The sequence below is a fragment of the Salmonella sp. SA14318 genome (genome assembly GCF_029866905.1).
Classification (GTDB): domain Bacteria; phylum Pseudomonadota; class Gammaproteobacteria; order Enterobacterales; family Enterobacteriaceae; genus Salmonella; species Salmonella enterica.
Genome location: NZ_CP123282.1, coordinates 1,925,211 through 1,945,811, shown reverse-complemented (window position 1 = coordinate 1,945,811; position 20,601 = coordinate 1,925,211). Strand labels below are relative to the sequence as shown.

23 protein-coding genes, 3 tRNA genes and 1 pseudogene are annotated in these 20,601 nt (G+C 50.5%); 6 read left to right on the top strand and 21 right to left on the bottom strand.

Translation table 11 applies throughout. The annotated features are described in order from the left end of the window. Nucleotides 1–14 precede the first annotated feature (14 nt). The 4 genes and pseudogenes from otsA to QEN32_RS09230 form a co-directional block, all read right to left on the bottom strand. Nucleotides 15–1,436: an alpha,alpha-trehalose-phosphate synthase gene (otsA, locus tag QEN32_RS09245; RefSeq protein ID WP_079971492.1), complete on the bottom strand. Its 1,422-nt coding sequence runs from the start codon at nt 1,434–1,436 to the stop codon at nt 15–17. Next, nucleotides 1,411–2,214, bottom strand: a complete 804-nt coding sequence (otsB, locus tag QEN32_RS09240) for a trehalose-phosphatase (RefSeq protein ID WP_000840114.1) — start codon at nt 2,212–2,214, stop codon at nt 1,411–1,413. Before otsB ends, otsA begins: the two co-directional genes overlap by 26 nt. Before the next feature lie 222 nt (nt 2,215–2,436). Beyond that, a pseudogene (gene araH, locus QEN32_RS09235) lies at nt 2,437–2,613 on the bottom strand (L-arabinose ABC transporter permease AraH); the annotation flags it as partial. A gap of 117 nt (nt 2,614–2,730) precedes the next feature. After that, the gene (locus QEN32_RS09230) at nt 2,731–3,288 is read right to left on the bottom strand and encodes a DJ-1/PfpI family protein (RefSeq protein ID WP_265322310.1); all 558 of its coding nucleotides are present in this window, start codon (nt 3,286–3,288) and stop codon (nt 2,731–2,733) included. 550 nt (nt 3,289–3,838) lie between these two features. Here QEN32_RS09230 and QEN32_RS09225 point away from each other — a divergent pair. Continuing rightward, nucleotides 3,839–4,342, top strand: a complete 504-nt coding sequence (locus QEN32_RS09225; protein ID WP_000741707.1) for a non-heme ferritin-like protein — start codon at nt 3,839–3,841, stop codon at nt 4,340–4,342. A 178-nt stretch (nt 4,343–4,520) separates the two neighbouring features. Here QEN32_RS09225 and QEN32_RS09220 read toward each other — a convergent pair whose 3' ends face one another. After that, the gene (locus tag QEN32_RS09220) at nt 4,521–5,159 is read right to left on the bottom strand and encodes an RpiB/LacA/LacB family sugar-phosphate isomerase (RefSeq protein ID WP_265322309.1); all 639 of its coding nucleotides are present in this window, start codon (nt 5,157–5,159) and stop codon (nt 4,521–4,523) included. A 255-nt stretch (nt 5,160–5,414) separates the two neighbouring features. Here QEN32_RS09220 and QEN32_RS09215 point away from each other — a divergent pair, with 255 nt between their 5' ends. Next, on the top strand, nt 5,415–5,750 hold the full coding sequence (locus QEN32_RS09215) for a YecR-like lipofamily protein (RefSeq protein WP_000803229.1): 336 nt from the start codon (nt 5,415–5,417) through the stop codon (nt 5,748–5,750). A 239-nt stretch (nt 5,751–5,989) separates the two neighbouring features. Further along, nucleotides 5,990–6,487, top strand: a complete 498-nt coding sequence (gene ftnA / locus QEN32_RS09210) for a non-heme ferritin (RefSeq protein ID WP_000920618.1) — start codon at nt 5,990–5,992, stop codon at nt 6,485–6,487. Between the two features lie 45 nt (nt 6,488–6,532). Here ftnA and QEN32_RS09205 read toward each other — a convergent pair whose 3' ends face one another. After that, complete coding sequence (locus QEN32_RS09205; RefSeq protein ID WP_000377240.1) at nt 6,533–6,772, bottom strand: YecH family metal-binding protein; 240 nt, start codon at nt 6,770–6,772, stop codon at nt 6,533–6,535. 226 nt (nt 6,773–6,998) lie between these two features. Between QEN32_RS09205 and tyrP the strand changes: the two genes are divergently transcribed. Further along, the gene (gene tyrP / locus QEN32_RS09200) at nt 6,999–8,210 is read left to right on the top strand and encodes a tyrosine transporter TyrP (protein ID WP_001562965.1); all 1,212 of its coding nucleotides are present in this window, start codon (nt 6,999–7,001) and stop codon (nt 8,208–8,210) included. Nucleotides 8,211–8,284: 74 nt separating this feature from the next. Here tyrP and QEN32_RS09195 read toward each other — a convergent pair whose 3' ends face one another. The 10 genes from QEN32_RS09195 to uvrY form a co-directional block, all read right to left on the bottom strand. Continuing rightward, nucleotides 8,285–8,950, bottom strand: a complete 666-nt coding sequence (locus QEN32_RS09195; RefSeq protein WP_000781519.1) for a UPF0149 family protein — start codon at nt 8,948–8,950, stop codon at nt 8,285–8,287. Between the two features lie 238 nt (nt 8,951–9,188). After that, nucleotides 9,189–9,515, bottom strand: a complete 327-nt coding sequence (locus QEN32_RS09190) for a glucose-6-phosphate dehydrogenase (protein ID WP_000240837.1) — start codon at nt 9,513–9,515, stop codon at nt 9,189–9,191. Nucleotides 9,516–9,727: 212 nt separating this feature from the next. After that, nucleotides 9,728–11,167, bottom strand: coding sequence for an SH3 domain-containing C40 family peptidase (locus QEN32_RS09185; RefSeq protein ID WP_242106015.1), 1,440 nt, complete (start codon nt 11,165–11,167; stop codon nt 9,728–9,730). Nucleotides 11,168–11,380: 213 nt separating this feature from the next. Then, nucleotides 11,381–11,713: a hypothetical protein gene (locus tag QEN32_RS09180; RefSeq protein ID WP_023139758.1), complete on the bottom strand. Its 333-nt coding sequence runs from the start codon at nt 11,711–11,713 to the stop codon at nt 11,381–11,383. A gap of 250 nt (nt 11,714–11,963) precedes the next feature. Further along, nucleotides 11,964–12,050, bottom strand: a tRNA-Leu gene (locus tag QEN32_RS09175). Nucleotides 12,051–12,061: 11 nt separating this feature from the next. Further along, a tRNA-Cys gene (locus QEN32_RS09170) sits at nt 12,062–12,135 on the bottom strand. 52 nt (nt 12,136–12,187) lie between these two features. Beyond that, a tRNA-Gly gene (locus tag QEN32_RS09165) sits at nt 12,188–12,263 on the bottom strand. A gap of 151 nt (nt 12,264–12,414) precedes the next feature. After that, nucleotides 12,415–12,963, bottom strand: a complete 549-nt coding sequence (gene pgsA, locus QEN32_RS09160) for a CDP-diacylglycerol--glycerol-3-phosphate 3-phosphatidyltransferase (protein WP_001160195.1) — start codon at nt 12,961–12,963, stop codon at nt 12,415–12,417. A gap of 56 nt (nt 12,964–13,019) precedes the next feature. Continuing rightward, nucleotides 13,020–14,852: an excinuclease ABC subunit UvrC gene (gene uvrC / locus QEN32_RS09155; RefSeq protein ID WP_001289468.1), complete on the bottom strand. Its 1,833-nt coding sequence runs from the start codon at nt 14,850–14,852 to the stop codon at nt 13,020–13,022. Continuing rightward, nucleotides 14,849–15,505 (bottom strand): UvrY/SirA/GacA family response regulator transcription factor, encoded by a 657-nt coding sequence (gene uvrY, locus QEN32_RS09150; protein WP_000611323.1) that lies wholly within the window; start codon nt 15,503–15,505, stop codon nt 14,849–14,851. Before uvrY ends, uvrC begins: the two co-directional genes overlap by 4 nt. 311 nt (nt 15,506–15,816) lie before the next feature. On the opposite strand from uvrY, the gene QEN32_RS09145 reads away from it, so the two are divergent. Together QEN32_RS09145 and QEN32_RS09140 are read left to right on the top strand one after the other, a co-directional pair. Next, complete coding sequence (locus tag QEN32_RS09145) at nt 15,817–15,972, top strand: hypothetical protein (protein WP_000546186.1); 156 nt, start codon at nt 15,817–15,819, stop codon at nt 15,970–15,972. Beyond that, entirely contained in the window at nt 15,969–16,193 is a 225-nt protein-coding gene (locus QEN32_RS09140; RefSeq protein WP_000106483.1) for a DUF2594 family protein, read from the top strand. Before QEN32_RS09145 ends, QEN32_RS09140 begins: the two co-directional genes overlap by 4 nt. 66 nt (nt 16,194–16,259) lie before the next feature. Here the strand turns inward: QEN32_RS09140 and sdiA are convergent, their stop codons facing one another. The 5 genes from sdiA to tcyJ form a co-directional block, all read right to left on the bottom strand. Next, entirely contained in the window at nt 16,260–16,982 is a 723-nt protein-coding gene (gene sdiA, locus QEN32_RS09135) for a transcriptional regulator SdiA (protein WP_058821550.1), read from the bottom strand. 231 nt (nt 16,983–17,213) lie between these two features. Further along, nucleotides 17,214–17,966: an L-cystine ABC transporter ATP-binding protein TcyN gene (gene tcyN, locus QEN32_RS09130; protein ID WP_001273034.1), complete on the bottom strand. Its 753-nt coding sequence runs from the start codon at nt 17,964–17,966 to the stop codon at nt 17,214–17,216. Beyond that, on the bottom strand, nt 17,963–18,631 hold the full coding sequence (gene tcyL / locus QEN32_RS09125; protein WP_001158238.1) for a cystine ABC transporter permease: 669 nt from the start codon (nt 18,629–18,631) through the stop codon (nt 17,963–17,965). Before tcyL ends, tcyN begins: the two co-directional genes overlap by 4 nt. A 20-nt stretch (nt 18,632–18,651) precedes the next feature. After that, entirely contained in the window at nt 18,652–19,638 is a 987-nt protein-coding gene (gene dcyD, locus QEN32_RS09120) for a D-cysteine desulfhydrase (protein ID WP_001128188.1), read from the bottom strand. Nucleotides 19,639–19,791: 153 nt separating this feature from the next. After that, nucleotides 19,792–20,592, bottom strand: a complete 801-nt coding sequence (tcyJ, locus tag QEN32_RS09115) for a cystine ABC transporter substrate-binding protein (protein WP_058821548.1) — start codon at nt 20,590–20,592, stop codon at nt 19,792–19,794. Nucleotides 20,593–20,601 lie beyond the last annotated feature (9 nt).

The window sequence follows — 20,601 nt, the reverse complement described above, 5'->3', positions numbered from 1 at the left end:
CCGCTCGCGATATTTCAGGCCAGCTTAGGGAACGTCGCCACGTTGTTCTGCTGCTGACGCTCAGGGCTACGCGGCGTGACCTCCTTTAGGTCATGAATAAAACGCTCCTGCCAGCGGTTAATGTCATTTTTAACGATCACGTCCAGCATTTCCGCATGGCGCGAAATACGCTCGGCAAGGGGCATCGTTAACGCGCGATTGAGCGCCGCCGCCACGTCATCCCGATCGTAAGGATTGACGATTAACGCCGACATCAGTTCATTCGCCGCGCCGGCAAACTGTGACAGTACCAGGACGCCAGGATTAGCGGGGTCCTGCGCGGCGACAAACTCTTTTGCCACCAGGTTCATCCCGTCACGCAACGGGGTGACGAGCCCGACGTCTGAATAACGGAATATCTTCATTAACAGTTTACGGTCGAAATGCTGATTCAGATAATAGAGCGGCGTCCAGCCCAATTGTCCATATTTCCCATTAATCCGGCCTGCTTCCGTCTCAAGCTGGTGGCGAATATCCTGATATGCCTGTACTTCGCCGCGTGACGTAGGCGCAATTTGGGTATAACGAATTTTTCCCCGATGCTGCGGGTAGTTTTCCAGTAGCGCTTCATACGCCAGAAAACGTTCCGGCAGCCCTTTCGAATAATCCAGCCGCTCAACGGAAAAAATATTCTTCACATTTTTCAGTTCCGCCTTGAGCTGCGCCAGTTTAGGCGGCAACGGCCCGGCAGCCTGCAGAGCAATCTCATCGGGCTCAATACCGATAGGATACACTTCTGTCTGGAAGTCTTTACCCCACGCGATATGCTGCTTGCCGCTGCGAGTCGTGACTCGCGTTTGACTCGAAAGGCTATCCAGAAAAGCCAGGCGATCATTTTCGGTCTGGAACCCTAGCAGATCAAAGTCACACAACTGCTCCAGCAGTTCATCATGCGGCGGTAAAGCGTTAAAAATCTCCGGGGTCGGGAATGGAATATGCAGGAAAAAACCAATTCGGTTGTTCACGCCGCGTTTACGCAGCTCGCTGGCGAACGGTAACAGGTGGTAGTCATGCACCCAAATGATGTCGTTCTCTTTAATGAGGGGCAATAACTTATCCGCTAATAACGCATTCACCCGCATATAGCCTTCCCATGCAGGACGCTGAAACTGTACCAGGTCCAGACGATAGTGGAACGCAGGCCAGAGAACCGCATTGGAAAATTGACAGTAATAATCTTCGTAATCTTGTTCACTCAGGTTAAACGATGCCCAGGTAATATTACCTTTTGTCACCTTTTTTAATGGCTCATCCTCGTTACCTGTCTCGCCACTCCAGCCGAACCACAACCCGCCAGCCGCTTTTAGCGCGCCAAGCACGCCAACGGCGAGGCCGCCGGCGCCGCCTTTATTATCCGGGGGGGCAATTCGATTAGATACTACGACTAAACGACTCATAGCCATCTCTCCTGTTATTCATTACTTGTTGTTCTTGTTGTGGATAATTGATTTGCTCCAGCCAGCGCCAGACATCGGGTACGCTTTCCAGCCGCCATGCCGCCTGGGTTGCCCCGACGCCCACTTTTACGGAAATTCCGCCAGCGTGATTCACCACGCCAAAGCCAGCCTCATCGGTCAAATCGTCGCCCACAAAAACGGGAATCCGTCCCGCAAAGGGCGCCTCCTGCATAAAGGCGGCAATCGCTTCGCCTTTATTAGTTCCCTTAGGTTTGATTTCCACAACACATTTACCAGGCTGCAACGCCAGTTGCGGCCAGTGCTGCGTAACGTGTTGCGCAAGCGCCAACAGCGCCGCTTCATGTTCCGGAGCCTGACGGTAGTGCAGCGCAAACGCCATCCCCTTCGTCTCCAGCTCCGTTCCGGGCAGCGCTACAAGCGTCGAACGTAATAACGCCTCCACCTCACGGACTACCGCTTCAGGAAGGCGCACGATATGGGTTTTACCATTGATGTCACGACGCTCTGCTCCGTGAACGCCAGCGAGCGGAAAGCGAAAAGGCTTCGCCAAAGCATCCAGCTCAGTCATTGAACGCCCTGAAATCAATGCCAGTGCCCCTGCGTTGTGCGCCGCGAGACGGTCTAACAACTGAAGGATTTTATGCGGTACCACTACCTGATCGGGATGAGGCTTTATCTCTGCCAATGTGCCATCAAGGTCAAAAAAATACGCATAGTTCGCAGTGAGTTCGGGGGATACGGTTAACGGTTCTGCCACCCTGGTCTCCTCCTTATCATCATATTGAGACTCACAAACGGTCTCATTAGTCATGTAAGTATAGACAGTGTGACGCTGCTCGCCATTTAGAAAGACCATCGCCAGCCGGGGTAGCGGTTGGCGATGACGTGAAGCTATACTGTTTAGTTGAGTGTTAATTCATCAAATCATACGCTTCGCTTTTTGCTTATAATGGTCGAAGATAACTGCTGCCAGAAGGATTCAGCCGCGAACCACGTACTGTGCAAAAGGTGAAATGTTGAGCAGGTTCATCGCGTTCTCCACTGCTCCTGATATCAGTACGCTCGCCACCACATATGAGACTTTTCCGAGGCCGCCTCTCAGGAAAACGCCCCCTAATACGCACGCAGAAATAACGATTAACTCATAACCCAGGGAATTCATTAGCCAGCATGACATAACCCAGAGCGAATTCATCAGCCAAAAGGCAGGAAAGCCAGCCCATTAATCCATAACATCAGCCAGCTAATCCTTACGGCCCTGGGTGAATAACGATTACCAGGGATAATAGATATGTTCAGCCTGTTCGCGAACCGGCGCATCGTCTCCCAGCAGTCTGGCGGAAAGGGTTAGCGCGAAATCAAAGACATGACCCAAGCTTTTACCGCTAATTAAATTACCATCTTCAACAACGGGCGCATCCACATAGACACCTTCCGGAACCGCTTTCCACAGGTCGCCGGAACAGACATAACGACGCCCCTTCAGCAATCCGTGAGCACCCAGCACCCTTGCCGCCGCGGAACAGATAGGACAAATAAATTTGCCTGCCGCATCATGACGCGCAACGAAAGCGATCACCGCCGGATTAGCCGCCAGATTAGCGCTCCCCTGCGGACCGCCCGGCAGCACTACCGCATCGAAAAGCGCCTGCTGGCGTTCACTCAGCGTGCTGTCCGCAACCATAGGAATATCATGGTAACTCACCACCGCCCGTGATTCAGCACACGCCAGCGTTTCGACGTCGATATGCAAACGTCGCAGAATATCAAGAGTAACAATGGCCTCTGCTTCTTCAAATCCTGGTGCCAACAGCACCGCGACCTTTTTCATTGACTGCTCCTTGTTAACGAGTCACCCATCAAAACTGCGCTCAACCGAATAACGTACTCGTATGATTAATGACATTAAAAATGATCTACCGCAAAATCGGCTAGTTTATAAAAACAGGCATATTTGCTCTCAACCGTTTATGCGTGTGATATCCAGACTGACTAATGTTTATTTTATTGAAATTACCATACTTGAAAGGCTTACCCCATGATCTGAAACAATGTTTCATAAATTACAAATCTATATAATATCATTTAAATTTCAAATGGTTGTAACTTCTCCACACCAAAAATCATTACACCTGAAAAAATCACACCGCTGAAAATGTAAAAAAAGATAAACAATTGCATTTAAGGATTTTCTTATTTTTATTGACGCGCTATTCTCATTACCGATCGATAAACAGGAAATGAGATCGCATAAGGGACTGGCGGAACGGAGTTCTTCTGCTAAGAGTATTTATTGTGCATAGAGGTAAGAATGTGACAACGGCCCGTTGCATTCTCGTCTGTCATGCACATCAACACTTTCTGGAAATAAGGATATTGTTATGGCAGCTGTAGGAATGGTTCAAAAGCTCAACACGCCAATGAACCTTGAGTTTTACGCATCAAATCTTTACCTCCATCTAAGCGAATGGTGTTCTGAACACAGTTTAACAGGCACCGCCACCTTTCTTCGTACCCAGGCGCAAGGCAACGTGACGCAAATGATGCGCATGTTTAATTTTATGAAAAACGCCGGCGCCACCCCTATCGTTAAAGCCATTGACGTTCCGGGTGAAGAGCTCTGCTCTCTGGAAGAATTGTTCCAGAAAACCCTGGAGGATTATCAGCAACGCGCCAGCACGCTGTCGCGTCTGGCAGATGAAGCGAAAGCGCTGAATGATGCCTCAACGCTTGATTTTCTCCATACCCTGGAAAAAGAGCAGCAGCAGGATGGCGTACTTTTACAAACTATTCTCGAAGAAGTTCGCAGCGCTAAACGAGCAGGGCTATGCCTGGCGCAAACCGATCAGCATCTCCTTAACGTCGTGACCTATCAGCATCACTGATAGCGGCACCCCGAGCGACAATATTGAGACGTTATTAGCCGGATAGCAACGCGAAGCAGCTTATCCGGCCTACACCGTTTCTGGTCTGTTTGCCAGAGGTGGTGCCTGTCGCTACTGGCGTATTATCGGCACATCATGCCAGCCGACAGGCGCGATACGCCTCTGTCTTGTCCAGGCATTACCCCAGCATCTCACGTACAAACGCTTCTATTTCTTTATTCTGGCCGTTTTCAAACAAACATTGCTGGAAACGCGGCCCTGAAACCGCCGTTTTAACCAGTTCAGGATCGATAGCCCGTAGTGTATCCAGATAATTCTCTTTGACGACCGCGGCCTTAACCTGGTTCAAAATGCCCGCATTGCGTACCTGCGGCGCTTTGCGCTCAGGCGGATACCCCTCGCCTTTACGCCCGGTAAACGCTTTTTCAAAGATGAAACGCACGTTCAGCTCAGCGCCCCAGCCAAAGCCTTTCGCAAATGGCAGGGACAACGCATTGCCGTTGTTGATCTGCGCAAACAGAAAAGCATCTGCCGGATCGATGCAATAGCCACAAATGACACCTGGATGAATATTTAACGACATCAGCGCGCCCTGCCCGGTGCCACAGCCAGTAATCACAAAATCAACCGCGTTTGCATTAAGCAAAATACTCGCCATGATGCCTAAATGAATGTACGTCAGGTGATGGTCATTTTCGTCGCACATGCCGACGTTAAAAACGGGAAATCCCTTTTCATTGGCAACGGCGCTAAGTTCGTTATAAATGATGGCATTTTTGCTGGCCTGGCTATTTTCCATCATCAGTGCAATTTTCATCGTGTTCCTCCTGAATGCAGACGGTCGCGTCTGCGTAAATCATGACGTTTTGCCCACACTACACACTTAAGAACACGCATTCAAATTTAATGAAACCAAGTTTCATTAAATGAAGAGACGCTCACACATTTTCTGTTCCCGCTGTAAACCTCCTGCCGTTACCTTTAATCAAGGCGAATCCGTAAGTTATTCCAGCCATTGACGGTGCAAGACACGAGTTAGCATGGTCTGATACCGAATTGTCGGAGCGATTTTATGAAGCCTCTTATTTTTACTCTTTCACTGCTAGCCCTGACGGGATGCACCATTACTCGACAAGCGCAGGTCAGCGAAGCCAGCCCGATAAGCGGCATCGTGCGCCTGACGTATAACCAGCCGCTATTTTTTACTTCACGGACAGATGATTATGTATCTCACGGGACCGCAACACGCGAATGCCAGCAGATGGGCTATGCCGATGCCGTTTCGTTTGGTCAGCCGGTAGGAACCTGTAGCATTTATGCGGGCTCGTTGTGTCTGAACACCCGATTTACCCTCTCCTGGCAGTGCCGGGGCGTTGCCGTCCCGCAAATCATGCCGCTTTATTATTAAGGCGGCTGGCTTAACGCCGACACCATGTACAATAGAGGAGAGTGCAGGGTCGCTATTGCCAGCATGAAGGTGCTGGCTTTCCTTTATTTTTATACGCTATACACTGGCGTTAATGCGTTTTATTCCCATTCGTATTTTTAATAATTAAATTTAATATTTTACCTTTTGCAAATAATAAAATAACAAATTATAGTGGCGCCACATTACTGTATATCTTTTGCTATTTGTGGAGCGGAACCATGCTGAAAACAGAAATGATCGACAAACTGAATGAGCAAATGAATCTGGAGTTGTATTCCTCCCTGCTCTATCAACAAATGAGCGCGTGGTGCAGCTATCACAGCTTTGAAGGCGCGGCCGCATTTCTTCGTCGCCATGCGCAAGAAGAGATGACGCATATGCAGCGCCTGTTTGACTACCTTACCGATACCGGAAGCCTGCCGCGCATTAATACCGTTTCTTCGCCCTTCGCTGAGTACACCTCACTGGATGAGCTGTTCCGCGCGACCTATGAGCATGAGCAGATTATTACGCAAAAAATTAATGAACTGGCTCATGCCGCAATGACCAGCCAGGATTATCCGACATTTAATTTCTTGCAGTGGTATGTGGCCGAGCAGCATGAAGAAGAAAAATTATTCAAATCTATTATTGATAAATTAACGCTGGCGGGAAAAAGCGGCGAAGGGCTTTATTTCATTGATAAAGAACTCTCCACCCTGGATACGCAAAATTAATCCAGCAAGTCCTTACACGGTGAGACGCGCTCTCACCGTGGCGTATTAATGGCGGCAGATTTTACTCTCATGCGTTGAAAAACCGTTCTCCACGGCAATAAACTTTCCTTTCGCCGCCAGAAACGCGACCAGTTCCGCCGCCGTCATATCTGACGCTGAACAGGTGTGAAATCGTGCCCGCTCGCCAAAGCGCGCTTTTATTGCCGCCTCCAGCGAGGTATGCGTGTACTGCTCGCCAGACTCAATCATCATGTTGAGCACTTCGTGACCGTGAATGGAATCCATAACCCCTCCTGAATAAAACTCGTAGCCTAATGTGTCCGTGTGCGAGCGACTTTGCGCTAGCGCAGGTTTGCGGCGGTTGTCCGCGTCTCCTCCCATATTCGCTTTTACGCCCGGAACTGTAAATTTTACAGTACACCCATTGTAACGACCATTTGACGAAAATAGCGTAATGCCTTACCCTGCGCCGCGGATATCACCGTTCTTTGTTACCGGGGTAGTAGAAAGCGTGAAAAACAGAACTCTGGGCAGTATTTTTATCGTGGCAGGCACCACTATCGGCGCCGGGATGCTGGCAATGCCGCTGGCAGCGGCTGGCGTTGGTTTCAGCGTCACGCTGGGATTGTTGATTGGCCTGTGGGCGCTGATGTGTTATACCGCGCTACTATTACTGGAGGTATATCAACACGTTCCGGCGGATACCGGGCTGGGCTCGTTGGCAAAACGCTATCTTGGACGTTACGGACAGTGGCTTACGGGATTCAGTATGATGTTCTTAATGTATGCGCTCACCGCCGCCTACATTTCCGGAGCCGGAGAATTACTGGCATCCAGTATTAATAACTGGCTTGGCGCCACGCTCTCGCCCGCTGCCGGAGTACTGCTGTTCACCTTTGTTGCCGGTGGGGTGGTGTGTGTGGGAACCTCGCTGGTCGACCTTTTTAACCGCTTCCTGTTTAGCGCGAAGATCATTTTTCTGGTCATCATGCTTGCGTTGCTCACGCCACACATTCATAAAGTAAATCTTCTTACGCTTCCTTTACAGCAGGGGCTGGCGTTATCCGCCATACCGGTCATTTTCACCTCGTTTGGTTTTCACGGAAGCGTACCGAGTATTGTGAGTTATATGAACGGCAACATTCGCCGGCTGCGTTGGGTCTTTATGACGGGTAGCGCCATTCCGTTAGTGGCCTATATTTTTTGGCAGCTCGCCACGCTGGGAAGTATCGACTCGCCGACATTCAGAGGGCTACTGGCCAGCCATGCCGGGTTAAATGGCCTGCTGCAGGCGCTCAGAGAAGTGGTCGCTTCGCCACATGTCGAACTGGCGGTCCACCTGTTCGCCGATCTGGCGCTGGCGACCTCTTTTCTGGGCGTAGCGCTAGGATTATTTGATTACCTGGCCGATCTATTCCAGCGCCGCAGTACGGTGTCCGGACGCCTGCAAACCGGGCTGATTACCTTTCTGCCGCCGCTGGCGTTTGCGCTTTTCTACCCACGTGGATTTGTGATGGCATTAGGCTATGCCGGCGTAGCGCTGGCAGTGCTGGCACTACTCATCCCTGCCATGCTGGTCTGGCAATGCCGTAAACAGAGCCCTCAGGCGGGATATCGTGTGGCAGGCGGCACGCCAGCGCTGGCGCTGGTGTTTATCTGCGGCATTGTCGTGATTGGCGTCCAGTTTTCGATCGCACTGGGGTTCCTGCCCGATCCGGGTTAATGTCAGGCAAAGATTACCGGGCCCGGACGCCGTCCAGGCTCGATAATCATCACGCTATGGCCGTTTACGAGCCATTAATGCAGGCAGCACTGCTTAAATTTTTTGCCGCTCCCGCATGGGCAAGGATCGTTACGCCCCACTTTCACCTCTGCTTTTATCGGCATCTGTAGCGGCGTCGTGTGCGGATGCGCCATCCACCAGGCATGCAGCTCAAGCGCCGCGATACGGATAGCGTCAACGCTTTTATCGAACGCTTCCGGGCTCATTTTATCCAACAGCGCAAAGTTTTCTTCCGTGCCATGTAAGGCAATCGCTTCCAGCGCCGGTTTTAGCGTATCCGGCAAGTCAGACCAGTCGGACAGCGACACTCCGCGCATGTAACCAAAGCACCATTCTTCAACAATCGTTAATTCATGGCCATCAACTTCTCGCAGGCCAAACAGCGGCTCGAACTGTTCTGGATAGTCTTCAAGCCGGGCGGCTGTGTCCGCCATGTGCTGGAACACCAGATCCATAAATCGCGTCATTTCTTTTTCAGATGTCCAGCGCGGTACGTACGCGGGCCCCCCCCATATCGCGACCAGCCACTGTTCCGGCTCGATGGGGCGCGGAGAGCTTAGTGCCGCAGTAATCAGACCGTCCAGCTCCGCGACATCCAAAATGGCCTGATCGGTATTGTATTTCGTCAGCACATCATCCAGCCATTCCAGCTCGTTCTCGTTTAATGGTTCCATTTTCATAACGCTTTTCCTCAGTGATGACTTCCGCCTGTAGGCCTCTTACATTGCAGCGGATAAAAATAATTTTTTTGCAGGCAGTTTGGATGGCAACCATCAGGGGCCAGATTAACACGAAATGAGGAGGATTCCGGAAGTTAACGCACAAAAGGAGGATCAGGGCGCAGATTTTCCGCCAGGAAGCGCTCGCCCCACACAAAAGCGAGAGATAGGTTTCTCGCTATATTATACTCATGCTAACTTATACCACCGCCGCGGACAGATAAAACCGCCCTCTCAAATAGAGCTTATTTTCAGTAAAAAAGTGTTTAATGAGTTCGTCTACCGCTTCTCTGTCAGCAGAAAAGGTTATTTCCATAAACAGCGTATCGTACCCTATTTTGATATTTTTTTTCTTACAGTAAACACGGATCTCATCCTGCACACTCAGCAACGGCAGGCTAAATGTGTATAGCGGTTGCGGTTCTTTTTTCGCCGCTTTCTCAAAAACTTTAGTGACCAGATCCCCAAGATCGCGCTCCGACCGGGCACCGTTATTAAAATGCAATAAATTACGTCTTTTTACCACCCAGCCTCCAGCCAGATACCGCCAACAATAACTCTCACTTCAATGTGTGAGGCACATAATCACATCCAGAATCAGCTCCAGATAGTATTTCAAATAAACAGCCCGCACTATAGCGCATACTTTTTTCAGACACAGTTTACAGGGATACTCTCTTTATATCCACGCGCACGGCTGCCTTAATCATGTCTTCCGCGATAACACAGTTTGTCAACCTATTCTATATAACCAAGCTTAAACAGAACCTTACCAGCCAGCGATATCAGCTCAGGATTTTCAGGATAAAAACGCAGTAACGGCAAAAATACTGCCTCACCGATAATGCTCCGGCTATTAGCATGGTTTGGGCGCAATCCCCAGATATTCTGATAAGTCATCGGCATAACCTGCCCATTCATGGTTGTGTTACCGATATACAGCATAATATGCCCTGGAATATAGACCAGCGTAGTAAACGGCTTTCCGTATCTGGTGAGATAATCGATCCGCATTTGGGGATTTTTATGACTAAGATCGACCACCCGTCCAGCAGACTCTACCTGCGCGGATGAATGTCTGGGCAGGAATATGCCAAACGGCATTAACAGGCTGCGGACTTCGGCTGAACAATCATTATAAAAGTTAAAATTTCCCCAACCGTAGGGGGCGCCGTGCATTGCTTTCATTAGCACGGCGATATTTTCCGGCGTCATTTTCCACGGCATAGCCGTAAACTCGTTACCGCTTAGCCAGACCCAATGGATAAACGCACGACCATTGCTGTCGCGAACTGGCGCCGCAATCAGGAACTGGCCCGCCCGTTGATGTCGGAACGGTAAAATAGTGCCCGGTCGCCCGGTGAAATAATAGACGCCTGCGGCATGGACAGAAACCGGCGCGTTGATAAATGCCCCCAGTTGCTTATGAGCAAGCAAAACCCACTGTGTTATAAATTTCTGATCCGTACTGGCAATATCTTCACTATGAACCCAGCCAGTTACCGCTGGTGAAACGACATATTGCCAGCGTTGGTCTTTGCTCTTCGCCAGCGTATAGACCGGCGTACCGGGACGCAGCGAAGACATTTGTAAATTATCAAACGGATACCCCTCGCCCGCCTGACGGGGATCGTTAAAGAGCGGGTCGTCCGTTGGCAGCGCTCTGACTAAACTTTCTCTGACCATAATGCCTCGCCGGGAGGCATGATAGATATTGTCAATCTGCGTATCCGTATTCCCTCTAACCTCCTCTTTCCAGCGAGAGGTATAAAGTCTGAAGTTTTCCCCCCAATAAGCACTGCCGTCGCTAAGAAACTGCTTAATACTGGCATCCCGGGCCTGTGCTGCGTTTTTTTTCAGCAATGCGGTAATATAAAAATCATTCCACGGCGAGTGCGCTTCACTGTCCATTCCGAAATAATGAGATTTTAGTGCGTTAAAGTAGCGTTGTTGGGTAGCACTATCAATAACCGGAATAGTGTAATCAGCCGAGTCCGGAGGTATCCATTTATCAACCGACTGTGAATAATCCGCTAACGGAAAGCGTGTTTTTGTCGGGTCAATATAGCTCCCTGTGAGAATTTCATCTTTGGCTGTTGATCGGTTGGTCGTCTGGTGGCAAGCGGTGAGGCACAATGGTATCAATAAAACGGCCCAGGTTTTCTTTTGCATCATCATCTCCGTAAAGCGGGGAAAGCATAATATAGAGACTGACCAAAACCGCCATTCACGAAAACCCGAAATTATCTGTAGTTGACCTGTTATTAAGACAATATTGCAAAACGTGATTAAAGCATGATGCGGATCACATTACCTTATGATGAATATTAGTTCGCTATCTACCTTTAATTAAATTGTGCAGAAAATACCCCTGAACAGTTATATACTCGTTTAATTTGCATAAATACTCCACTGACCCGCCCCTGTTTTTTTCAGACAATACATACTGTAGCGCGTCAGTTCTACTTTTTTTATATACTCTGCAAAGTCGTTTTCATCGACGTAGCCAATAAAATTACGCGCATCACATGTTGAAGAGGAAGGCTCTCCTGGAAGAGAGTAGGTTACGATTGCACTCTCAGGCTCATACAAAATAAAAAAAAGTAAAAAAGCGCAACCTACAATCCCAATATTAATGAAGCTAATAAATAATTTTGCATTATCGGTATATTTCACTGGCAGACCTACTCTCTTTAATAAAGCAGGCATAAAACATATCAGCATTTTTTATAGAGATTAATGGATTTTATCGGCTGATTTACCCGATGTTTAGTATTTACCAGCCATAAGTTCTTGCGGGTCGGTAGCACATAACTGCTGTGCTGGCAGAAATGCCGCTACCGGTGTTTTTTTACTGTGTATCGCGCTGGAAAGTTCACGCTCGCGGTCGGCATACAAACTGAAGGCACAAAAAAACCACCCGTAGGTGGTTTCACGACACTGCTTATTGCTTTGATTATTCTTGTCTTTCCCATGGTACCCGGAGCGGGACTTGAACCCGCACAGCGCGAACGCCGAGGGATTTTAAATCCCTTGTGTCTACCGATTCCACCATCCGGGCTCGGGAAAAATTGGAGGCGCGTTCCGGAGTCGAACCGGACTAGACGGATTTGCAATCCGCTACATAACCGCTTTGTTAACGCGCCAAATTTTTTTGGCTTTTCAGCCAGCATCCGCTTTACGCCAATGCTTTTAAACTGGAGCGGGAAACGAGACTCGAACTCGCGACCCCGACCTTGGCAAGGTCGTGCTCTACCAACTGAGCTATTCCCGCAGTATCAAGCAACTTTGTTAATCACTTGATTTTGTTATCGTCTGGCAATCAGTGCTGCCGTTCGATGCGTTGCATTCTACTTACCTGACGCACTGAGTCAACGATATTTTTCGTCACTCACGATCGTTTGCTGAAATTTGCGGCGAAACGATCACTGATCAAGCAAATCTCCGCGTGCAGCGCTCAAATATTGCAACATGGACCACAACGTTAGTACCGCTGCGACAAAGAAAAGCGCGATCCCGGCATACTCTACCCAGATATTCGGACGCCACAAGAGCCACGCCAGCGCCACCATCTGCGCGGTAGTTTTGACTTTACCGATCCAGGAGACCGCTACACTACTGCGTTTGCCCAGCTCCGCCATCCATTCACGCAGAGCAGAGATAATAATTTCGCGGGCGATCATCGTCGCCGCAGGTAACGTTACCCACCAGCTATGATAATGCTCGGTGACCAGCACCATGGCGATCGCCACCAGCACCTTGTCGGCGACGGGGTCGAGGAAAGCGCCGAAACGCGTACTCTGGTTCCAGCGTCGCGCCAGAAAGCCGTCAAACCAGTCGGTAATAGCGGCAATACAGAAAATCAGCGCGCTGACCATCGGCGCCCAGGTGAACGGCAAATAAAACACCACGACAAAGAATGGAATCAGGATGACGCGAAACAGCGTGAGCAACGTAGGGATATTAAATTGCATAGTGACGGGTAACTATCTGTTGTCAGTGAAATTACCCCTATGTTGCTACAGTGGCCTCAATGTTTCAACGACCAGAAGATCTTTTCTGCCAGACCTTGCGAAATACCCGGCACTTTTGCAATTTCTTCTACGCTGGCGTTACGTAGTCCTTGCAAACCGCCCATATATTTCAGCAGCATCTGGCGACGTTTAGGCCCAACGCCTTCAATAGTTTCCAGCGTACTGGTATTTTTAACCTTCGCGCGTTTTTTACGGTGCCCGCCGATCGCGTGATCGTGCGACTCATCGCGAATATGTTGAATAACATGCAGCGCCGGCGAGTCCGGCGGCAGGCTAAACCCCTCGCCTTCCGGTTCAAAAAAGAGTGTTTCCAGACCGGCCTTTCTGTCCGCGCCTTTGGCGACGCCGAGCAGCAAAGGACGATGCTTATCCCAGGGGACATCCAGCTCAGCGAAAACGGCTTTCGCCTGGGCGAGCTGCCCTTTTCCGCCGTCGATCAGAATAACATCCGGAATCTTACTTTCTTCTATGGCCTTGCCATAACGCCGACGTAGCACCTGATTCATCGCCGCGTAGTCATCACCCGGCGTGATGCCCGCGATATTATAACGACGATACTCGGCGCGTAACGGCCCGTTAGCGTCAAATACCACACAGGATGCGACCGTTTGCTCCCCCATGGTATGGCTGATGTCAAAACATTCCATCCGCTTGATCGCAGGAAGTTTTAATACCGCCGCCAGCGCGGTCAAACGCTGCGTGATGGTGGACTGCTGCGAGAGTTTAGTGATTAAGGCCGTTGCCGCGTTGGTCCGCGCCAGCTTGAGATAACGGGCGCGATCGCCGCGCGGTTTTGTCTGGACATGAATACGCCGTCCGGCAAGTTCCGACAACGAGTCGGCCAGCAGCGTTTTATCACTCAGATTAAAATCGAGCAGTATCTCGCCCGGTAGCGTGCGCATCTGGCTACCCTGCAGGTAAAACTGCCCGACAAAGGTTTCCACCACTTCGCCCAGTTCCGTACCGCCAGGTACTTTTGGAAAATAGCTGCGGCTGCCCAGCACCTTACCCTGGCGAATAAACAGCACATGCACACAGGCCATACCCGCATCAAAAGCCACGCCGATCACGTCGAGATCGTCGCCCGCATTGGAGACAAACTGTCTCTCCGTGACCCGGCGTACCGCCTGGATCTGATCGCGAATACGCGCCGCCTCTTCAAATGCCAGATCCTGGCTGGCCTTTTCCATCCGGGCAATCAGCTGTGTTAAGACCTGGTCGTCCTTACCGGACAAAAACAACCGGACATACTCCACCTGTTGCGCATACTCCTCCTCGCTGACCAGTCCTGCAACGCAGGGGCCTAAACAGCGGCCAATCTGATATTGCAGGCAAGGACGCGAGCGGTTGCGATATACGCTGTTTTCGCACTGGCGGATAGGGAAAATTTTCTGTAACAGCGCCAGCGTTTCCCGCACGGCATAGCCATTAGGAAATGGGCCGAAGTACTCGCCTTTCGCATGTTTGGCGCCACGGTGCATCGCCAGACGCGGATGGGTATCGCCGCTCAGAAAAATAAAAGGATAGGATTTATCATCACGCAACAACACGTTGTAACGCGGTTGATACAACTTGATGTAATTATGCTCAAGCAGCAGCGCTTCCGTTTCGGTATGCGTTACCGTGACATCAATGTGTTGAATTTGCGCAACTAGCGCTTCGGTTTTACGCGAAGCCAGGTTGCTGCGAAAGTAGCTGGAAAGACGCTTTTTCAGGTCTTTTGCTTTACCGACATAGATAACCGTACCGCCGGCGTCATACATACGATAGACACCGGGTTGGCTGGTAACGGTTTTCAAAAACGCCTTTGCGTCAAATATTTCACTCACTGGCTTGTTAACGTCTCCGCATTACACAGGCCATGGCGGATTGCCAGGTGAGTCAGCTCAACATCACCATGAATGTTTAATTTACTGAACATACGATAGCGATAGCTGTTCACCGTTTTAGGACTGAGATTCAGCTGTTCTGAAATCTCATTGACCTTCTGACCCTTGGTGATCATCAGCATAATCTGCAACTCGCGTTCAGACAAACTGGCGAACGGCGTTTCCGTTTTTGCAGGCTCGATCTGACTGAGCGCCATCTGCTGAGCGATATCGGAGGCGATATAACGTTGTCCGGAATACACCGAACGAATAGCGCTCACCACCTCCTGAGGCGCAGCGCCTTTGCTGAGATAGCCAGCTGCGCCAGCCTGCATCACTTTGGCGGGCAACGGGTTCTCCGTATGGACGGTCAGCATGATCACTTTGATATCCGCTGTCGAGCGGGCAATTTTACGCGTCGCCTCAAGGCCGCCAATACCGGGCATGTTCATATCCATCAGCACGACGTCAACGGCGTTAGTACGGCACCATTTTACCGCATCCTCTCCGCAGCACGCTTCACCGACAACTTTAATGCCCTTTATATCTTCAAGAATGCGTCGTATCCCTGCGCGCACCAGTTCGTGGTCATCAACAAGAAGAACGTTGATCAAAGGAATATCTCCAGAATAGGGATAACGCTACTGATAGTTAATCGCCCTTATATTAGCTGGTTTTATCTCAACTTTGAAACGTAAAAAAACACCGGGTATTCGATTTTGCTCTCGTTTTTGGAAATTATGTTGTACGTCGTGTGGCAACTGCCAACGTTGTAGCCCCTTCTGACGGCGCTGTCCCGGGCTGCTATTTCATAATGGTGACAAAAATTTCACGTTCCGCTGTCTAAACACTAATTAGGGAATCAACTTTGTAACAATAATTAACGAGTAAAATACGCGTAATAAACAAAGAATGAAGAAAATATATGCATCACGCGGCAACGTTTATTTTGTGGGTAACCCCTCCGCTTTTTGATCAAAAAACAACCACTGCTATTTTTAGCGTAGCTTATGGTATACTCCGCCGCCTTAACATCTGCTATCGCACATTTTCACTGAAACATAACGAGGAAAATAAATGAGTACGCCTGATTTTTCCACCGCTGAGAATAATCAAGAACTGGCTACTGAAGTCAACTGCCTGAAAGCCATGTTAACGCTGATGCTGCAGGCGATGGGCCAGGCCGATGCAGGGCGCGTGATTCTTAAAATGGAAAAACAGATCGCGCAGATGGATGATGAAGCACAAGCGGCGGTATTTTCCAGTACGGTTAAGCAAATTAAACAGGCTTACCGCCAGTAGTAAAAAACCGGCTGTTAGCATCGCTTTCAGCCGGTTTCGCGTCTGGCGCGAAGCATCGTCAGCACGTCATATCAGACCTGTCGCCGCAGCGTAGCAGGCAATCTGTGTTTTATTTGGCGCATTGAATTTCTTCTGCATGTTTTTCTGATGGAAGTTAACGGTATTTTCAGAAATCGACAGAATAATGGCGATCTCCGATGAGGTCTTCCCTTCCGCCGTCCACTTCAGAATCTCTTTCTCACGTTTACTGAAACGCATCTCAGGCGCCATCACCATGTCGTCTTCAAATCTTGTCAGCGCCGAAAGACTCTCCCGCGCCAGCAGTTGTAACCTCAGCTCCACTTCATCGTAGGTAAACGAGGAGCAGCGTAAACTGCTACGGGAGAAAGATAAAAAGCCCAGCGCCCGGTTCGGCAACATCACACATTGGGTTACGCCTCTGCGTAATCCGAAACGCTGGGCGGCATCCCACATCGCCTGCGCTTCATGAAATAGCACGTCATCCCAATGTAAATGACCCTGCCTGAAATTTTCCGGCTTTAATACCGGATCGATCGCGAAATAGTTTTCGGACTGGTAATGCGTTACCCACGCCTGAGGATAGGTGGTACGAAGCGATATTTTAGGCCGGGTAAAGGGAACGGGATGGCGAACACACAGGGCATAATAATCAAATTCCAGCCGCTGTGTCTGATATTGCAATTCAGTATAAACATCCTCTGCTGTCGCCATCTCCTGAAAGCGTAACAACATTGCGCGTCGCCAGGTGAAGAAATCATTTTCCTGCATATTTTATGGTCACGCCTTTGATATTGATAATCATTATTATGAATGACTTAAATTAACACATAAATAGCGTTTATATATAAGAAATATCGGACGAAACGTAGAATACTTGAGCGGCATTACACTTTTTGGCTTCCGCCTGAGAGCGAGGTTAATAATCTGGCAGAATGACTTCATAATTATTCATTGCGCTCGCCCAAGGCGCGGCTAATTCGGGCGAGCGTTGAAAAGGTATTATTTCACTAAAAATTTCTCAAGGAACTGGCGGGTACGCGGATGCTGAGGCTCGGCGAACAAGGTTTTCGCCGGCCCCTGCTCGACGATTTGCCCCTGATCCATAAATATTGCCCGGTCAGCCACGTCACGCGCAAAGCCCATTTCGTGAGTAACGATCACCATCGTGCGCTTTTCCTGCGCCAGCTGGCGAATCGTATTAAGCACCTCGCCGACTAATTCAGGATCAAGCGCCGACGTGGGCTCATCAAACAGAATCACTTCCGGGCGCATCGCCAGCGCGCGCGCAATCGCTACGCGCTGCTGTTGCCCGCCCGACAGGCGGCGCGGATAACGGGTCTCTTTACCGGCCAACCCGACTTTGGCTAACAGTTCCCGCGCCAGCGCCGTCGCCTCGGCTTTCGGCTCTCCCTTTACAATCACCGGACCTTCAATGATATTTTCCAGCACGGTACGATGCGGGAACAGGTTAAAACTCTGAAAGACAAAACCGACATGCTGGCGTAGCTGGCGAATCAACCCTTTTTGCTGGCTGAATGGGCGGGCGGTATCGATGATAATATCGCCCACTTTAATGGTGCCCGCTTCCGGTTGTTCCAGCAGGTTAATACAGCGTAATAACGTTGTCTTCCCTGAGCCGCTCGGGCCGATAATGGCGACGACTTCTCCGGGCTTCACCTCAAGGTCAATACCGTGCAGCACCGTTTGACCATGAAATTTTTTGACCAGGTTGGTAACTTCGATCGCACTCATTTTGGCTCTCTCTCCTGGCGGTTAAGCTGGTTTTCAAAATAGTTTTGCAGTGCCGATAAGACGGTCGCCATTACCCAGTAGATTAACGACGCGGCCAGATACATGGTAAACACCTCCAGCGTTCGCGAGGTAATTAACTGCGCCTGGCGGAACAACTCCGGCACCTGAATCGTCGCGGCGAGCGACGTATCTTTCACCAGGCTGATAAAGCTGTTGCTCAACGGCGGAAGCGCAACGCGAGCCGCCTGCGGCAAAATAGCGCGACGTAGCGTTTGCCACGGCGTCATGCCAATGCTCGCCGCCGCTTCCCATTGTCCCTTGTCGATAGCCGAGATCGCCGCGCGCAGCGTCTCGGACGTGTAAGCCGCGGTATTGAGCGATAAACCAATCATCGCCGCCGGGATAGGGTCCAGCTCAATCCCAAATTGCGGCAGGCCGTAATAGATCATAAATAACTGGGCGATAAGCGGCGTACCGCGAAAAATCGAGATATAAAAGCGCGCCAGCCAGCGAACCGGCCATAGCGGAGACATCCGCATCAGCGCCAGCACAAATCCCAGCAGCAGACCAAAAAACATACCGCCAATACTCAGTTGCAGGGTAAAGACGGCGCCTTTAAGCAAATACGGCAGCGATTCAATAACCAGTTGGATACTTTCTTGCATTCGCGTTGATTACCTGGAGGTTATACATGAGGATGGTAGGCAAACAGCGCAGGCGCCCCACCGGTGTGAATAAAGAGAATCGGCCCGTCATCGTTAAAGCGTTTCTGGCTGATGCCGTCTATCAGACCCGCCATCGCTTTACCGGTATATACCGGATCCAGCAGCACTCCCTCCAGGCTCGCCAGCAGTTTCACCGCCTCCATCCCCGCGTCATTTGGCACGCCGTAACCCGGGGCAAAATAGTCATCCCATAAATGAATATCCGCCGTCGCCGTCAGCGCCAGCTGACCGGCAATAGCCTGCTGCAAGGCAATCACTTTAGGTTTCTGCTCGGCGACAGAACGTGAAACGGTCACGCCAATCAGTTCGACGTCAGGCATCAGATGTTCCAGCCCGACAGCTAACCCGGCGTGCGTTCCGGCGCTGCCGGAGGCCACCACCACCGAAGAGAGCCCGACGACTTCTTCACACTGCTGGGCGATTTCCAGGGCGCTCTCTACGTATCCCATTGCGCCCAGCGCGCTGGAGCCGCCGACCGGAATCACATAGGGCCTGAACCCTTGCGCTTCAATACGTGTCGCCAGCGTTTGCAGCTGCGCATCCGGATCGGTCAGCGCATCGCACATCTCAATTTGCGTATTAAATAAATCCAGTAACAGGCGATTACCATTCGTCAGGTAATTTTCCGCGGTGGTACCGATTGGATTTTCCAGCAAGGCGACGCAATGCAGCCCCAATTTGGCCGCGACCGCCGCCGTCTGACGGACATGGTTCGACTGAATCGCCCCTGCGGTTATCAGCGTATCCGCCCCTTCTCGCAGCGCGTCGGCCACCAGAAACTCCAGCTTGCGCAGTTTATTGCCGCCCATTGCAATGGGCGTAACGTCATCGCGCTTAATGTAAATCTCACGGCCAAGATAATCAGACAATCGCGGCAGGTATTCGAGCGGGGTCGGCGCGCCAATAAGCTCCAGGCGAGGAAAGCGCGTTAAGTGATGTAGTGGCATTGAGCCTCCGGTAACGTTGTGGTGTGTTCTTTTTATTATGCACGTTGATCTAACGGAAATAAAAAAGGCGCCGATTCACGCGCCTCCGTTTGCTGACATAGTATGAGGTTGATATTGCCCGGCGGCGCACTGCCTGCCGGGCAACGTAGAGCATTATTGGGTCACGTCAGCGCCAAACCATTTTTCAGAGAGGGCTTTTAAGGTGCCATCTTTTTGCATTTCCGCAATGGCGTTATCTACCGCCTTCAGCAAGTCTTCGTTGCCTTTACGTAACGCAACGCCGGACTCCTGACGCGAAAACGCATCACCGGTGACGGCCAGCGTACCTTTGGTTTTTTTCACCAGATCCAGCGCCGCCAGACGATCGACTAAAATCGCGTCAATACGGCCTACGCGCAGATCCTGGTATTTTGTAGGATCATCGTCATAAGTACGGATATCCACGCCCTGAACATGTTGACGTAGCCATTCTTCATAGTTAGTCCCCAGCCCAACGCCAACTTTTTTGCCCTGCAGATCGGCCGCCGTTTTGATCGTGCCTTCATTGCCTTTTTTCACCAGCGCCTGAACGCCGGAGACAGTGTAAGGCGTAGAGAAATCATATTTTTTCTTGCGGACGTCTGAAATCGTGACCTGGTTTATCACTACATCAATGCGTTTAGCGTCCAGCGACGCCAGTATTCCGTCCCATTTGGTCGGCTTCAACGACGCTTTAACGCCCAGATGTTTTGCCAACGCCTCGGCGAAATCGACTTCAAAACCGGTTAATTTGCCGTCTTCGCCCTGAAAGCTAAACGGCGGATAGGTGCCTTCCAGCCCTACCAGCAGCGTGCCGCGTTCTTTAACTTTGTTCAGCAAACCCTCATAGGCAAAGCTCTTCGCGCTCATTCCCGCCACCAGCGCTACAGCCATTACTCCCATCAGTGCCTGACGTCCCAGCAGTGCTAATTTCATAGTAACCCC

Bases quoted from the DNA above. Each gene is read 5' to 3' on its own strand.
- QEN32_RS09225 (WP_000741707.1), top strand. From the start codon at position 3,839: ATGGCAGCTGTAGGAATGGTTCAAAAGCTCAACACGCCAATGAACCTT.
- tcyL (WP_001158238.1), bottom strand. From the start codon at position 18,631: ATGCAAGAAAGTATCCAACTGGTTATTGAATCGCTGCCGTATTTGCTT.
- ftnA (WP_000920618.1), top strand. From the start codon at position 5,990: ATGCTGAAAACAGAAATGATCGACAAACTGAATGAGCAAATGAATCTG.
- pgsA (WP_001160195.1), bottom strand. From the start codon at position 12,963: ATGCAATTTAATATCCCTACGTTGCTCACGCTGTTTCGCGTCATCCTG.
- QEN32_RS09195 (WP_000781519.1), bottom strand. From the start codon at position 8,950: ATGAAAATGGAACCATTAAACGAGAACGAGCTGGAATGGCTGGATGAT.
- QEN32_RS09185 (WP_242106015.1), bottom strand. From the start codon at position 11,167: ATGATGATGCAAAAGAAAACCTGGGCCGTTTTATTGATACCATTGTGC.
- QEN32_RS09215 (WP_000803229.1), top strand. From the start codon at position 5,415: ATGAAGCCTCTTATTTTTACTCTTTCACTGCTAGCCCTGACGGGATGC.
- QEN32_RS09205 (WP_000377240.1), bottom strand. From the start codon at position 6,772: ATGGATTCCATTCACGGTCACGAAGTGCTCAACATGATGATTGAGTCT.
- sdiA (WP_058821550.1), bottom strand. From the start codon at position 16,982: ATGCAGGAAAATGATTTCTTCACCTGGCGACGCGCAATGTTGTTACGC.
- QEN32_RS09140 (WP_000106483.1), top strand. From the start codon at position 15,969: ATGAGTACGCCTGATTTTTCCACCGCTGAGAATAATCAAGAACTGGCT.
- otsA (WP_079971492.1), bottom strand. From the start codon at position 1,436: ATGAGTCGTTTAGTCGTAGTATCTAATCGAATTGCCCCCCCGGATAAT.
- tcyJ (WP_058821548.1), bottom strand. From the start codon at position 20,592: ATGAAATTAGCACTGCTGGGACGTCAGGCACTGATGGGAGTAATGGCT.
- QEN32_RS09220 (WP_265322309.1), bottom strand. From the start codon at position 5,159: ATGAAAATTGCACTGATGATGGAAAATAGCCAGGCCAGCAAAAATGCC.
- tcyN (WP_001273034.1), bottom strand. From the start codon at position 17,966: ATGAGTGCGATCGAAGTTACCAACCTGGTCAAAAAATTTCATGGTCAA.
- QEN32_RS09230 (WP_265322310.1), bottom strand. From the start codon at position 3,288: ATGAAAAAGGTCGCGGTGCTGTTGGCACCAGGATTTGAAGAAGCAGAG.
- dcyD (WP_001128188.1), bottom strand. From the start codon at position 19,638: ATGCCACTACATCACTTAACGCGCTTTCCTCGCCTGGAGCTTATTGGC.
- QEN32_RS09145 (WP_000546186.1), top strand. From the start codon at position 15,817: ATGCATCACGCGGCAACGTTTATTTTGTGGGTAACCCCTCCGCTTTTT.
- QEN32_RS09180 (WP_023139758.1), bottom strand. From the start codon at position 11,713: ATGCTGATATGTTTTATGCCTGCTTTATTAAAGAGAGTAGGTCTGCCA.